We start from the raw sequence: 13,914 nt of genomic DNA on the forward strand, positions 1-13,914 counted from the left end.
TTGAAGGTTACGGACTGGTCTTTTTCAGAGCTGTCATCCTATTTAGAAGAATGACAGTTCTGTGTTTTACCGACTCGCTCACTAGCCTTTTGTAGAGATGTCATCTTGTTTGGAAAGATGACATCTCTACAAAAGGCATCTAAAACAAACTCCCCTGTACCAGTTGCGGCTGAATTTGGGGCTCGCGGAGGTTCAGCCCGCAACATTCGTTAAGTTGCCGCACCCAGTACCGGATCAGCTCGGGGGCGGTATCGTTGTCACCACCGCCGTGCACAAACAGGTAGGCGGTTTGCAGGCCCTTGTCGAACCAGGTTTTTAGGCGTTGCACCCAGGCATCGGTACGGGTGTAGTCAGACGGGTGCCCCTCGTTAGCAATGAACCGAAGCGTAAGCACGGGGCTACTCAGCCCCATATGCAACACATCGCGCCGACCCGCTACGTCGGTGATAACCACATGCCGATGCAGGCCATGCAGTTTTTCGAGCGTGGTTGGCCAGACATCTTTTTTAAACCAGTCGGGGTGCCGAAACTCCACGGCCACATCGAGTTCGTCGGGGAGGTTGGTCAGGTATGTTTCCAGAATCGGCCACTTGTCGGGGGCAAACTGAGGGGGCAATTGCAGAAACGACATCCCCAGGTTTTCTTCCAGGCCCATGATGGCATTCACAAACTCATCGGTGAGGGCTTCAGACGCCACCAGCATCCGTTCGTGGCTGATCAGTTGTGGGAACTTAGGGCAATATACGAAGCCTCCCTGCTCGGCCGTACGGGTGCTGGCACCGGCAATGGCCTCGGTACGCCATTTGGTAATCATGGCGGGCGTCGGAATCTGGTAGTGCGTCAGGTTTAGCTCAATGGTATTGAACTGCCGGGTGTAGTGGTGCAAAAAGTCGCGCTCCTTAGCCGTAGTCGGGTATATTTTCCCAACGTACTGCCGGTTGGCCCAGATAGGCCCGCCGATGTAGACCGTGGGTCGGGGCGCGGGCATGGCCTGACTCCAGATCTGGGCATTGAACGCCTGACCGGGCGGCAACGCGAAGTTGATCTGATCAATGTTGGCGGCTTTTCCGAATTCCATGACTTTGAGGATGAAGTGTTTGCTCGTACTGGATGACCACCGGGCGGCCCCGCTCTCGTTCAGAACGATGTCATCTATTAAGAATCAGAAATTTACACCTTTTGTTTTTGACAAAACAGCCCGTTTACGAACTAAAATTAGGGTGTCGGCAACGACGCTCCAAAACCAATTATCGGTTAAAAACCGGCCGACTCGGGGCCTTTGGGCTACCCGTGTCATCCATCGGTACGGGGAGCTTTACGTAAGCGATTGTGTCTGACGGCCGTAAAGAACAACTCCCAACCATCCGCTGTTGCGCTCATTTATATCCTCGCGGGCGACCGTACCGCCGGTTATTTGTCGGAGGGGGTTATTTTTGCACCTTATATTCGTAAATCAGAACGCGGCCGGTCGGTGAGCCGGTGTTGCTTCTGGACAATTTCGCGCAGCATGATCGCTAAAACGTATAATCCCAGAGACGTCGAAGAAAAGTGGTACCAATACTGGATCGACAACCAGCTGTTCAAGTCGGTTCCTGATGAGCGGGAGCCGTACACCATCGTGATTCCGCCCCCCAACGTGACGGGCGTGCTTCACATGGGCCACATGCTCAACAATACGATTCAGGATGTGCTGATTCGGAAAGCCCGCATGGAAGGCAAAAACGCCTGCTGGGTGCCCGGCACCGACCACGCCAGTATTGCCACCGAAGCGAAGGTGGTGAACATGCTCAAAGAACAGGGCATCAAGAAAACCGACCTTACCCGCGACGAGTTTCTGCGCTATGCCTGGGAATGGAAAGAGAAATACGGCGGCATTATTCTGAAACAGCTGCGCAAGCTGGGCGCATCCTGCGACTGGGACCGGACGCGCTTCACGATGGAGCCCGACCTGTACGACTCGGTCATTGATGTATTTATCGACCTCTACCAGAAAGGCAAAATTTACCGGGGCGTCCGGATGGTGAACTGGGACCCACAAGGGCTCACGGCCGTATCCGACGAGGAGGTAATCATGAAGGAAATCCAGCAGAAGCTGGTGTACATTAAATATGAGGTAAAAGGAGAAGGGAAAATGGAAAAAGGGAGCGAAGGCCCTTCTTCTACCTTCATCACCATCGCTACGGTTCGGCCGGAGACCATCATGGCTGATTCGGCGATCTGTGTGAACCCGAACGACGAACGCTACCGGCACCTGATTGGCAAACAGGCCCTGATTCCGCTCATCAACCGGCCCATCCCGATTATTGCCGATGAGTACGTGACGATGGACTTCGGAACGGGTTGCCTCAAGGTTACGCCCGCCCACGACCCCAACGATTATGAGTTGGGGATTAAGCACAAACTGCCCGTCATCGACATTCTGAACGACAACGGCACGCTGAACGAAAAAGCGCAGATTCTGGTCGGGAAAGATCGGTTTGCGGCCCGCAAAGAGATTATCGCGTTGCTGGAAGAAGCGGGGCACCTCGAAAAGACCGAAGAATACAAGTCGAACGTAGGGTACTCGGAGCGGACCAACGCCGTGATTGAGCCGAAGCTGTCGTTGCAGTGGTTCCTGAAAATGGATCAGATTGCGAAGCCCGCCCTCGAAAACGTGATGAACGACACGATTCAGCTGGTACCGCCCAAGTTCAAAAATATGTACCGGGCCTGGATGGAAAACCCGCACGACTGGTGCATTAGCCGCCAACTGTGGTGGGGACAACAGATTCCGGCGTTTTACCTGAAAGACGGCACCATTATCGTGGCCAAAAACAAGCGCGAGGCTCTGCGCAAAGCGCAGCGCGAGTATCAGCTGTTTGCCCTTACTGAGCAGGACCTGACGCAGGACGAAGACGTACTCGATACCTGGTTCTCGTCGTGGCTGTGGCCCATCACGGTGTTCAACGGCCTGAAAGAGCCAAACAACGCCGAAATCAACTACTACTACCCAACTAACGACCTCGTTACGGGCTTCGACATTATTTTCTTCTGGGTTGCCCGCATGATCATGGCTGGGTACGAGTACCGGCAGGAGCGTCCGTTCCGCAACGTGTATTTCACGGGGATGGTACGCGACAAGCAGGGCCGCAAAATGTCGAAACAACTGGGCAACAGCCCCGACCCGCTCGACCTGATCGAAGTATTCGGGGCCGACGGCGTCCGGACGGGGATGCTCTTCAGCTCGGCGGCCGGCAACGACCTGTTGTTCGACGAAAAACTGTGCGAGCAGGGCCGGAACTTCAACAACAAAATCTGGAACGCCTTCCGGTTGGTGAAGGGATGGACGGTTGACAACGAACAACGGACAACGAACAACGAGCAACGGTCCGACGCACTGATGGCAATTCAGTGGTTTGGGGCACGGCTGAATGCGACGCTGACTGAGGTGGAAGACCATTTCAGCAAGTTCCGGATTTCGGACGCTCTGCAAAGCATTTACAAGCTCATTTGGGACGATTTCTGCTCGCAGTACCTCGAAATGATTAAGCCAGCCTACGATCAGGAGGCCAATGGGTCGCTGCCGATTGATGCGGCTACCTACGAGGCTACGGTCGGGTTCTTCGAGCAACTGTTGCAGTTGGCGCATCCGTTTATGCCGTTCATTACGGAAGAAATCTGGCAGCAACTGGGTGAGCGCGAAACCGGTGCCAGCATTTGCGTGGCTCCATACCCGAAAGCCGGTGAGGTAGACGCGCAAATCATCGCTGATTTTGCCATTCTGACCGAGGCCGTCAGCACAATCCGCAACCTGCGCTCCTCGAAAGGGTTGTCGCCCCGGATCGAGCTGCCGTTGGCCATCCGGACCGAAACCCCCGACCGCTACCGGCCGCTCGAAGGGCTGTTTGCGAAGCTGGCCAACGTGGTCGATATTCAGTACGTGACCGAAAAAGCCCCCGGAACGCCCTTCCTGATTAAGTCCGACGAATTTTTTGTGAACGTAGCGGGCGAGGTAGACGAGGAAGCCGAACTGGCCGAAGCGCGCAAGGAGCTGGAATACCTCACCGGTTTCCGCGATTCGGTACAGAAAAAACTCGCCAACGAGAAGTTTGTAGCCAACGCCAAGCCCGACGTGGTGGAGCGCGAACGCCAGAAACTGGCCGATGCCGAAGCCAAAATCAAGGCGCTGGAAGAGCGGGTTAAATAAGCGGAGCTGTCATCTCATTTGGAGAGATGACAGCTCTTTTTAGTGGACTTATTCAGAGCTGTCATCTCTCCAAATGAGATGACAGCTCGGGCTTTTCCCAATTATGAATTATACCGAACTAAAATTAACCCTCTCACCCGACTACGCCGATATCCTCACAGCCGAGCTGGCCGAGCTGGGTTTTGAGTCGTTTGTGGAAACCGACGAGGGCCTCAATGCGTACATCATTGAGCCCGATTTCGACGAGGCTGCCGTGCAGGAAGTTATTGACCGCTACGCGCTGCAAACCGCAATAGTCTATGAGGTTACATCGTTAGAAAAGCGTAACTGGAATGCCGAATGGGAGCAGAGTTATCAGCCGATTGAAGTAGGTCAGGCGGTGCGGGTGCGGGCGTCGTTTCACGAACCCGACCCGGCTTTCCAATTCGATCTGGTCATCAATCCGAAAATGTCGTTCGGAACGGGGCACCACGAAACCACCGCCATGATGCTCGAACACCAGCTGAGCATCGACCATGCAGGCAAATCGGTGCTCGACGTGGGTAGCGGCACCGGAATTCTGGCAATTCTGGCTGCCCGCATGGGAGCCGCGCCCGTAGTTGCGTTCGATATTGAAGAGTGGGCCGTAGAAAACGCGCAGGAAAACGCTGCTCTGAACGATTGCGCAGCCATCCGGGTGTTTCAGGGCACCATTGCCGATGTTGATACCGCCGACCGGTACGATATTGTGCTGGCGAACATCAACCGCAACGTGCTACTGACCGAAATCCCGACGTATGCGGCCCTGATGAATCCCGGCGGCTGCTTACTGGTGAGCGGCTTCTACGAGCACGATGCCGCCGATATCGACGCTAAGGCGCGGGAAGCGGGCTTGCGTTCGGTTGGCCGAAAAACACAGAATGGGTGGTGCTCGTTGGTTTTTGCCAACCCCGCCTAAGTCAACAACACATACGATGAAACGCATTTCTATTTTGCTGGTTTTGAGCCTGGCCACTACAATCTCGGTTATGGGGCAGGCGGTGAAGCTTTCCGAAACGCCGGATCAGTTTATTGCCGATGTGCAGAAACTCATGGCCACCGGAGGCCCGGCAGCGGTCAAAGCCGGTACCAACCTACAGGCGCTCTGGTCGGAGAATCGGCTTACACCCGCCCAACGCGACCGACTGATGGCGCTGAGCCGCAAAATGAATGCAAAACGGTATCAACCAGCAGCACACTTCGCCCCGCTGTTCGAAACGTTCTACAACGCAGCCTACACCCAAAAGCCATCGGCCCAGCCCGTCAACCTGGACGAACTGCTGACCCTGGCCGAAAAGCAGTTTACCAACGGCGACGCCAAAGCGTTTGGGCAGGTGATGAATGCCACCCGGCAGTTTCTGGAGCGTCGGCTGCTGTATGCCGGTACATATAACAAGCTCTACGCCGAAGGAGGTACGTTCTCGTTCCGCTACCTCGACGGACCGCAGGCAGCCGGAGCAACCGACGTAGCCCCGGCGAGTGGTACAACCGTAGCCCCGACCGCCAGCACTGCCCCCGCCAGCAACTTCGACGGATGGGACGACCCGCTACCCGGCGACTCAACCATGACCAAGCCACTCGGCCGGGTGTTCATTCCCCAAAAACGAACGATGCCCGCTCTGGTTGGCCCCGTGCTGACGGTCAAAGACGTGTTTCTGGGTATGGTTGCCAACGGCGACTCGGTCGTGATTCCCGGCACGGGGGGCGACCTGATGCTCAACTCCGGCGTGTTTGTGGGTAAAGGCGGCAAATTCGACTGGACGGTCGCCGGGCGACCCGACATTTTCGTCACCCTCGCCGACTACACCCTCTCGGTCATGAACCCCCGCCTGGCAGCCGACGACGTGACACTCACGCACCCGGCTTCGCCCAAGCCCATCAAAGGGGTTTTTGAATACGTCAGCAAAAAGAAAGGAACCCCGCAGGCCGCTCAGTTTCCCCGCTTTATGTCGTGGCAAAGCGATGTTACGCTCCCCGATCTGGGCAAAGACGTAACCTACAAAGGGGGCTTTGCGCTGGCGGGTGCCCGCATTGTGGGCGCGTCGGCAAGCGGCCAACCGGCCGTGATTACCGTACTCGATGGGGGCAAGCCTGCGTTTCGGGTGCGTAGTAATCGGTTTGAGTTTACTACCACAACCGGGCGGGCCACCCCGGCCGACTCCTCGTTTAACGGAGGGCTACTACCCGGCGAATCGTTGGGGGGCGCACCCGGCAAACCTACCTCGCTCATTACGGCGGCTGCGGCTCAGTTTTCGGGGTATATTGAAACCGACTCCATCACGCACCCATCGGTGCAGTTTCGGTACGACAAAGAGGGTCGCGTGGCCTGGCTGAACCGGCAGGAACGGTCGCCGTATGCGCGGGTGCCGTTTACCGATACGTACCATAAGTTTTACATTCAGCCGGAGGTGCTGCGCTGGGATGTAGCCCGCCGGAAAGTTGATTTCTACCAGATTGGGGCCAAACGCGAAGTACCCGTCCGGCTCGAATCGTTCGATTACTTTGTGCCTGAGCGCTACTCCGACCTGAGCCTCGACTACGGGTTTCACCCGTTGCAGATTGCCGCCAATTACATCTCCAAAAACAAAACCCAGACGTTTCTGGCCGATGACCTGGCGCAGTTTGCCCGCCTGAACCCCAAAACACTGGGCGGGGCTCTTGACCGTATGGTGATCGAAGGGTATCTGGACAAAGACGCCAACACCGGCCTGATGCGCCTGAGCCGTAAAGGGATTCTGTACGTACTGGCCTACAACAAACAGCGCGACTACGACAACTTCCAGATTCAGTCGCAGTTTGTGTCGAACGACAGCGTAAAAAATGCCACCATCAACCTGAACGATAAGTTTCTGACGGTGCGGGGCGTGAAAACGTTTACCATCAGCGACTCTCTCAAAATATACGGAGCCCCGACAGACAAGACCCTCCGCATTGGCAAAGGCCGGGCCTTTACGCTCAACGGGCAACTGAAATCGGGCACGTTCCGGTATTCGGGTCGCGACATGGCCTTCGATTACGACAAGTTTGCCATGAACCTCAACAAAATTGACTCGATCACCTTTACGCCCCAGCAATTGGCGGCTCAGGGCCGAACCGAAGAAGTTGGGGGTGACATTAAGTACGACAAACCGGGGCTGGTGTACCTCGGTACGCCCGACAACAAATCGGGCCGGATGAAAGACAAGAAAACCACGCAGCGGCTTGTGATGCCCGAGGGCATGACCGTGTACTTCAACCAGCCGGTGCGGGGCAATATCACCTACAACGAGAAGGTCTATTTCAAGATCCCGGCCATCGATAATGACAGCCTCGGCAAAGGCGACATTTCGTTCGTCGGCACGTTTTACTCCGATGGTATTTTCCCGCCATTCAAGGCCGAGCTGAAAACCATGCCCGACAACACGCTTGGGTTTGTACACAAGGCCCCACCGGGCGGCTACCCTATTTACAGCAGCAAGCCCACGAGCACTCCGGGAGCATCCACTCCGGGAGCATCCACTCCGGGCGGCTCAAATGTGAAATTTACGGGCGACCTGCGCATGGACCAAAGCGGGCTACGCGCCGAGGGCACGCTGAATCACCTGACCGCGAGCCTGACCACAGGCGGTATTCTGTTCATGACCGACTCGCTGTTGGCCTCGGGGCCGAAGGGCGAAATCAAGGAGGGACTGTCGGGAAAGGCACCTAAACAGGTGTACTATCCGGCCGTGCAGCTGAACGATTACAGCCTTAAATGGTGGCCCAAAGCCGATAGCATGGTCATCATGACCCAGAAAGGCAACTTCAATTTTTATAACGGCAGTACCAAACTGGAAGGAAACCTGGTACTCCGTAGTAGTGGTTTGTTTGGCAACGGTACCCTCCGCCGAAACGACTCAGAAGCCCTGTCGCGCAGTGTTAAGTTCAACAAAGACGGTTTTCTGGCCGAAGATGCTCAGTTCAAGATCATCTCCAACGTAGCGCAGAAAGGTGTGGCCAACAAGCCTATTTTGCTCGGCACGGGCCTCGACGTCGACTTTAATCAGGTGAAAGGCGTAGTAGGGCTGACCATTAAGCCCACCAAAAATGCGGCCATCGACGACACCCTGAGCGCCAGCATGGAGTTCCCATACGCAGCCTACAAGACCAACATCAACCGGGCGCAGTGGAACATCAACGCCAAAACGATTGCCATGAAAGCCGGGGATGTGAACACCTCTACCTTTACGGCAACGGGCGAGGAGCAGGAGGGCCTGACGTTTAATGCCGGGGCGGCCCTGTACGATGTGGAGAAAATGACGCTCAACATCAGCGGGGTGCCCTACGTTAAATCGGCCGATGCCCGGATTTACCCGGATAAGGGCCTGGTGTCGGTGAAGCGAAACGGTGAAATGATGGCGTTCAAAAACGCCCGGCTCGAACTCGATACTGTATCGCTGCACCACAAGCTCAAAAATGGCAACATCCAGATTCTGTCGCGCACCCGCTTCACGGGCGACGCTACCTATCAGTTTGCCACGGCTGCGGGCGACACAGCGAGTATAAAAATGGGCAGTTTCGAGCTGAAGGAAGCCCCGGCCAATGCCGCCTTGGCATCGAATCAGCCGACACCCGGCCCCAAAAACCGTCGGAAAGGCACCGCATCGACCGGACTCACGTACTTTACGGTAGCCCGGGCCGAAATCGACGAGCGCGACAACCTTCAACTGGCTCCGCGCATGACGTTTAAGGGCGACATTCTGATGCAGGCCCCTGACAAAGACCTGGCGCTGGATGGCTTCATCAAGCCGTCGCTCAAAAAACGCCAGGACTTGATTAGCGGCTGGATTCCGTTCAAGGAGAAGGTAGTGGAGCGCATCGAAATCAAGGTCGACAAAAACCTCAAGAATGAGGGCGATCAGCCGCTGGTGGCCGGTATTCACTACCGGGGCGGTGAAGGCGGCCTATACCCCACGTTCCTGTCGCCCAAAGAAGACCCGCGCGACGATGATATTTTCACGGTGCAGGGCCTGATGCGGTACGACGAGAAAGACAAGGTGTTCCGGATTGTGCAGAAAGGCGCCGACGGACTCGAAGACCTCGAAAACGCGTTTACCTTCAACGACCCGAAGGGCACGATGACCTACAAAGGGCGGCTGACACTCATGAACACAGCCCCGGCCGAGTACCTGCTGGCGTCGGGGTCGGCCAATATCAACATTGATAGCACCAAGTACCGGCTCAACACCCTGCTGGCTTTCACGTTTCCGGTACCCGAGCCTATCACCGCCGAGATTGGCAAAAAACTGGTCGAGGCCAATCTGGAAGAACAAAACGACGAACCCGCCGACGACGACCTGAATGCCCTCTCCGACAAAATGGTGCCCCTGATTGGGCAGAAAGAGGTAGATGCGTACCGGGCCAAAGCCCAGAATCAGCACGTGTCGCTGGCGTTGGCTTCGCCCAAGCTGGCGGTTCCGCTGGTGTTTGCCAATGTAGAACTCCGCTGGTCCGAAAAAACCAATGCGTTTTACAGTATCGGGCCGTTGGGCGTCTCGAACCTGGGTACCACCGACATCAACGCGATGATGAACGGCTTTATCGAGATCCGCAAAACGGCCAACGGCGACGAGGCTACGGTGTACGTTGAGTCGTCGGACGAGGTCTGGGCTTTTTATGAGTTTAAAAGTCGAGGTAATGGTGGTGGTCAGTTAGCCATCACGACCTCCGATCAGGCCATCAACGACAAGTTGTTGGCAGGCTCGAAAAACTCGGCCAAATCGGCGGTTGAGATTGTATCAGCCACCCCCGACGAGAAAGATCAGTTCGTCTCTTTATACCAGAGCCAGTACAAAACGCGGGTTCGCCCGGCTCCGGCCCCCAAGCCCAGCACCATTGCGACACCGGCCGCCAAAACACCGGCCGCTGGCTCGGCAGCCAAACCAACGGAGAAAGCCGTGGCTACAGATGCCCCCGGCGGTAAAGGAACCCCAACCAAACCGGGCGTAGCAACGCCCGGTGTAGCAACGAAGCCCGGCGTAGCGAAGCCCGGCGTGACGACGCCCGGCTCTACCACAGCGACGCCAGCCGACAAAGCTGTAGTGACCAAGGAACCCGTAACCCCCAAAGAGAAGAAAAAGGAGAAAGAAGAAGAGAAGGAAGGGTTTTAGTAGAGACCGGTCTCTACATGGCTAAAACGTTGTAGCTCTGTAATAAAAACACCGCGAAAAATGCTCGCTTTAGACCCCCGAAAGCTGACCAGAAGGATATGAAATGATTCGGAGGGACTATTACGCCGTCTTGAAATTGTAGATTGACGACAGACGCTTAACTTGCTTTCATGCAACTACCTGAAAGCACGGAGCTAGACATTTCGCGCCTTGCCCGCGTTTTTGCGGACACAACTAACTCATATAAGTTTTACTGGCTACTGGCAATTCTGGACGACCTGAAAGAAAACGACAGAAGCATCATCTCTCTTAACGACCTTGCTCTAAGGATGGTTGCCAACGTCTGGTATCCGCTCGATTATTTCAAGCTATCGTTTGGCAGTCAGGACGGTTTTAAACCAATTGCCGATTTTGTGTCGGCTCGCATGGTGGTTGACCATAGCAAAAACTCACTCCCTGTTTTTGAGCAGTTGACGACAAAGTTGACACATCAAGAATTAGCTACGGTCTATAAAATGGTCGATACGCGAGTTCGCTACGTACCTTATCGGTTTGTTCGGCCATTTCTGAGCGAGTTTATTACAGTTGAGGACAAGGGCGATAACGTGAAAAATGCCATTGTGCATTTCAGCAATACTTTGTTTGCTGTAGATCCTAACCGCGTAATGTATCGTTTTTCGAAAGGAGCTATCGAAATCAGTTCGGTCTGGAAAGACTATCTGCAAAAACACCAGGCCATTTTGCGGGGCTTCACCTACTGGCATCTACTGAGATTCTTACAGAAAAACAACCCGATCGTTGTGGGTTTGCCTGATAAGCTTTTCAAACATAGTGAGCGAGACCTGAAGCAAGCCGAAACATTCTGGAAAAGCTATTTGCAAACTCACTCTGCGTTAACCTGCATTTATTCCGGTCAACTGATCACCCGGCAGAATATTAGCTTAGATCATTTTCTGCCCTGGTCATACGTCGTTCATGACCAGCTTTGGAACATCATCCCAACGCCTAAATCGGTCAATTCGGCTAAAAACAACTCGCTTCCTTCCGAAGTAGCTTATTTTGAAAAGTACGCCCAATTGCAATTTGATGCTTTTACGTTTCACGCTCAGAATGGGCACAGTAAGCTGTTAGCTGATTATTTCGCCTTATTTGGACAAGATTTGAACAGTTTGCAGAATCAACCTTACGCGTGGTTTCGTGAAGGTTTAGAACGCGCCGTTCTACCCCAGCTTCAAACCGCCCGGAACATGGGTTTTGCCTATCCATTTATCTATAAATCCACTGATTAAGCATGCTCGCCGAAGCACAAACCACACGCGTTAGTAAATTTCTCAGTCTGGTGCTGCGTCATAAACCCGAAGAAATTGGCATTACGCTGGATGAAAACGGCTGGACGGATGTACCAACGCTCCTGGTAAAACTGGCTGCGAAAGGGCACCGTATCACACACGAGCAGCTACGTTTCATAGTTGAGACCAACAATAAAAAGCGGTTTGCTTTCAACGAAAACGAGACCCGTATTCGGGCAAATCAGGGTCATTCAGTAGAAGTTGATTTGGGTTATGTGCAGAAACAGCCACCCAATTTTTTGTTTCACGGCACAGCAACACGGTTTTTGGATGCAATTCTGGCCGAGGGACTAAAGAAGATGGACCGCCATCATGTACACCTGAGTGTCGACGAACAAACAGCGTATAAAGTGGGTAGCCGACACGGCAAGCCGGTAATATTGACGGTCAAAGCGGGGGAGATGGTTGCTGATGGGCACGTTTTTTACCAGTCTGAAAACGGTGTTTGGCTAACCGACCACGTACCAACGGCCTACCTTATTCATGAATAACCCACAAAACCCATACAGCCACCTCACCGCCAAGCAACGAGACACGCCCTCGTTGCCTATTCGGATGCTGCACGAGCGCAAATTGCTGCATGGCCGGGTGCTGGATTATGGCTGCGGGTTCGGGCAGGATGTGCGTTTTCTGCAAGCAAAGGGCTTCGACGCGCACGGCTACGACCCGCACCATGCTCCTGACTGGCCCGCCGGAACGTTCGATACCATTGTTTGCTTCTATGTGCTCAACGTGTTGTTCCCCGACGAGCAAACCGATGTGTTGCTCAACGTTTCGCGCCTACTCAAACCAAGCGGGCGGGCCTACTTCGCGGTTCGGCGCGACATCAGCCGCGATGGTTTCCGAACGCACCAGCTACACGGCAAACCCGTTTATCAATGCAGTGTGGTGTTGCCGTTCACGTCCATCTACCGAAACGAGAATACCGAGTTTTACGAATATCGGCATTTTAACCAACTCGCTACCGAGCCAACAAGCTGCCCGTTTTGCTCGCCCAAACCCAAATTGGAACTACTAGCCGAAACAACATTGACCTATGCCGTGCTGGATGGTTATCCTGTGAGCAAAGGCCACGCGTTGGTGATGCCAAAAAGACATGTCGCCAACTTCTTCGAGTTGCCCTTGTTGGAGCAAAACGAATGCTGGCAGGTAGTCAATAAAGTGCAGGAGATTTTGACGGAACGTTACGCGCCGGATGGCTTCAATGTAGGCCTAAATGTCGGGACAGCGGGCGGGCAGAAATTCCCTCACGCGAGTATCCACGTGATTCCGCGTTACGCGAGCAACGCAGGGGGAGGGATCAGGAACGTAACTAAGCGGTGATACTCCTGCCGCATTCCCAAAATAGTAGCGTACAGAAAGCACTCGTAGTAGTTGGCGAAGATTTTGCCCTGCGCGTATTTCTCCTCCTCGGTCCCTACGGACGTATCAAAGGCCCGTTTGCGGGAAAGCTGCAACGGCAGTCCGATTATCAATCAACTCGCGGTAGCGGTTGGGGTAGCGCGGCTCTTTACGGTTGAAATGGTCGAGGAGGTTGGGCATGGGGTTAGCTTGATTGCGCCAAAAAGTTCAAAAAATCCTGTGCGGTGATAACTGTTACTTGCGGGAAGTCAATTGTATCTTTCAACACATCGTAATGTCGGTCGTTCGTCACTAAATAATCTGCTCCACAGGCAAAGGCACAGTCAGCAAATTTGTCGTCGTCGGGATCAGCCTTGATTTTGTACCACTTGTAATAGACATCGACCAACGTAACATTCGATAAATTGAGCAATTCGCGGAGTTGAATCTCAGTGCGCGGTAGGCCAAGTCGAACGCTGATTTGTTCTTCATATTCGATGACCATTTCGTTAGTCAAAAAAAGCGTATAACGACCTTATCTGAGTGCCTCGAAAATTGGATGAAAAGGCGAGTGGCTTGGCAAGGAAACCAGTAAAACGTTGGTGTCGAGAACTATATTCATCGACACTTATTGCTTTTCATCGTTTAACCATTCATTCATGGTTTGCTCAGACCAACCCTGTTGTTCCCAGGCTTTGTCTGCCAGGGTGGTTAGACGATTGGCGAAATATTGTCCAATTAATTCACGGATGTTTAGCAGGTCCGTTTCGCTTACCTGTTGAGCATACAGTTTCAACAGTTCCTGTTGCAGATTCGTTAGTTTTCCAGTTGTTACCATAATTAAATAAGATTAATCAATTTTTGCTCGTCTGCCATTTTCTGCCGAATCTCT

The 13,914-nt window shown here is 54.0% G+C and carries 8 protein-coding genes and 1 pseudogene; 6 read left to right on the forward strand and 3 right to left on the reverse strand.

Annotated elements, in window-relative coordinates; translation table 11 throughout:
* Positions 1-139 precede the first annotated feature (139 nt).
* Positions 140-1,078: a DUF72 domain-containing protein gene (locus RUDLU_RS0112835; RefSeq protein ID WP_019988793.1), complete on the reverse strand. Its 939-nt coding sequence runs from the start codon at positions 1,076-1,078 to the stop codon at positions 140-142.
* A 429-nt stretch (positions 1,079-1,507) separates the two neighbouring features.
* Here RUDLU_RS0112835 and RUDLU_RS0112840 point away from each other — a divergent pair, with 429 nt between their 5' ends.
* From RUDLU_RS0112840 to RUDLU_RS0112865, 6 genes are all read left to right on the forward strand, one after another.
* Positions 1,508-4,186, forward strand: a complete 2,679-nt coding sequence (locus tag RUDLU_RS0112840) for a valine--tRNA ligase (protein ID WP_027303015.1) — start codon at positions 1,508-1,510, stop codon at positions 4,184-4,186.
* Between the two features lie 103 nt (positions 4,187-4,289).
* Positions 4,290-5,123, forward strand: coding sequence for a 50S ribosomal protein L11 methyltransferase (gene prmA / locus RUDLU_RS0112845; protein WP_019988795.1), 834 nt, complete (start codon positions 4,290-4,292; stop codon positions 5,121-5,123).
* A gap of 16 nt (positions 5,124-5,139) precedes the next feature.
* Positions 5,140-10,332, forward strand: a complete 5,193-nt coding sequence (locus tag RUDLU_RS0112850) for a hypothetical protein (RefSeq protein WP_019988796.1) — start codon at positions 5,140-5,142, stop codon at positions 10,330-10,332.
* A gap of 170 nt (positions 10,333-10,502) precedes the next feature.
* Positions 10,503-11,621, forward strand: coding sequence for an HNH endonuclease domain-containing protein (locus RUDLU_RS0112855; protein WP_027303016.1), 1,119 nt, complete (start codon positions 10,503-10,505; stop codon positions 11,619-11,621).
* 2 nt (positions 11,622-11,623) lie between these two features.
* Complete coding sequence (locus RUDLU_RS0112860; RefSeq protein ID WP_019988798.1) at positions 11,624-12,172, forward strand: RNA 2'-phosphotransferase; 549 nt, start codon at positions 11,624-11,626, stop codon at positions 12,170-12,172.
* The gene (locus RUDLU_RS0112865; protein WP_019988799.1) at positions 12,165-13,004 is read left to right on the forward strand and encodes an HIT family protein; all 840 of its coding nucleotides are present in this window, start codon (positions 12,165-12,167) and stop codon (positions 13,002-13,004) included. Before RUDLU_RS0112860 ends, RUDLU_RS0112865 begins: the two co-directional genes overlap by 8 nt.
* 223 nt (positions 13,005-13,227) lie before the next feature.
* Here RUDLU_RS0112865 and RUDLU_RS27425 read toward each other — a convergent pair.
* Together RUDLU_RS27425 and RUDLU_RS0112880 are read right to left on the reverse strand one after the other, a co-directional pair.
* Positions 13,228-13,545 (reverse strand): annotated as a pseudogene (locus tag RUDLU_RS27425) (PIN domain-containing protein); the annotation flags it as partial.
* Between the two features lie 105 nt (positions 13,546-13,650).
* Complete coding sequence (locus RUDLU_RS0112880; protein ID WP_019988802.1) at positions 13,651-13,860, reverse strand: hypothetical protein; 210 nt, start codon at positions 13,858-13,860, stop codon at positions 13,651-13,653.
* Positions 13,861-13,914: the final 54 nt, after the last annotated feature.

The sequence above is a fragment of the Rudanella lutea DSM 19387 genome (genome assembly GCF_000383955.1).
Classification (GTDB): Bacteria; Bacteroidota; Bacteroidia; order Cytophagales; family Spirosomataceae; genus Rudanella; species Rudanella lutea.

Coding starts and splice junctions, on each gene's coding strand:
- RUDLU_RS0112835 (WP_019988793.1), bottom strand. CDS start 1,078: ATGGAATTCGGAAAAGCCGCCAACATTGATCAGATCAACTTCGCGTTG.
- RUDLU_RS0112840 (WP_027303015.1), top strand. CDS start 1,508: ATGATCGCTAAAACGTATAATCCCAGAGACGTCGAAGAAAAGTGGTAC.
- prmA (WP_019988795.1), top strand. CDS start 4,290: ATGAATTATACCGAACTAAAATTAACCCTCTCACCCGACTACGCCGAT.
- RUDLU_RS0112850 (WP_019988796.1), top strand. CDS start 5,140: ATGAAACGCATTTCTATTTTGCTGGTTTTGAGCCTGGCCACTACAATC.
- RUDLU_RS0112855 (WP_027303016.1), top strand. CDS start 10,503: ATGCAACTACCTGAAAGCACGGAGCTAGACATTTCGCGCCTTGCCCGC.
- RUDLU_RS0112860 (WP_019988798.1), top strand. CDS start 11,624: ATGCTCGCCGAAGCACAAACCACACGCGTTAGTAAATTTCTCAGTCTG.
- RUDLU_RS0112865 (WP_019988799.1), top strand. CDS start 12,165: ATGAATAACCCACAAAACCCATACAGCCACCTCACCGCCAAGCAACGA.
- RUDLU_RS0112880 (WP_019988802.1), bottom strand. CDS start 13,860: ATGGTAACAACTGGAAAACTAACGAATCTGCAACAGGAACTGTTGAAA.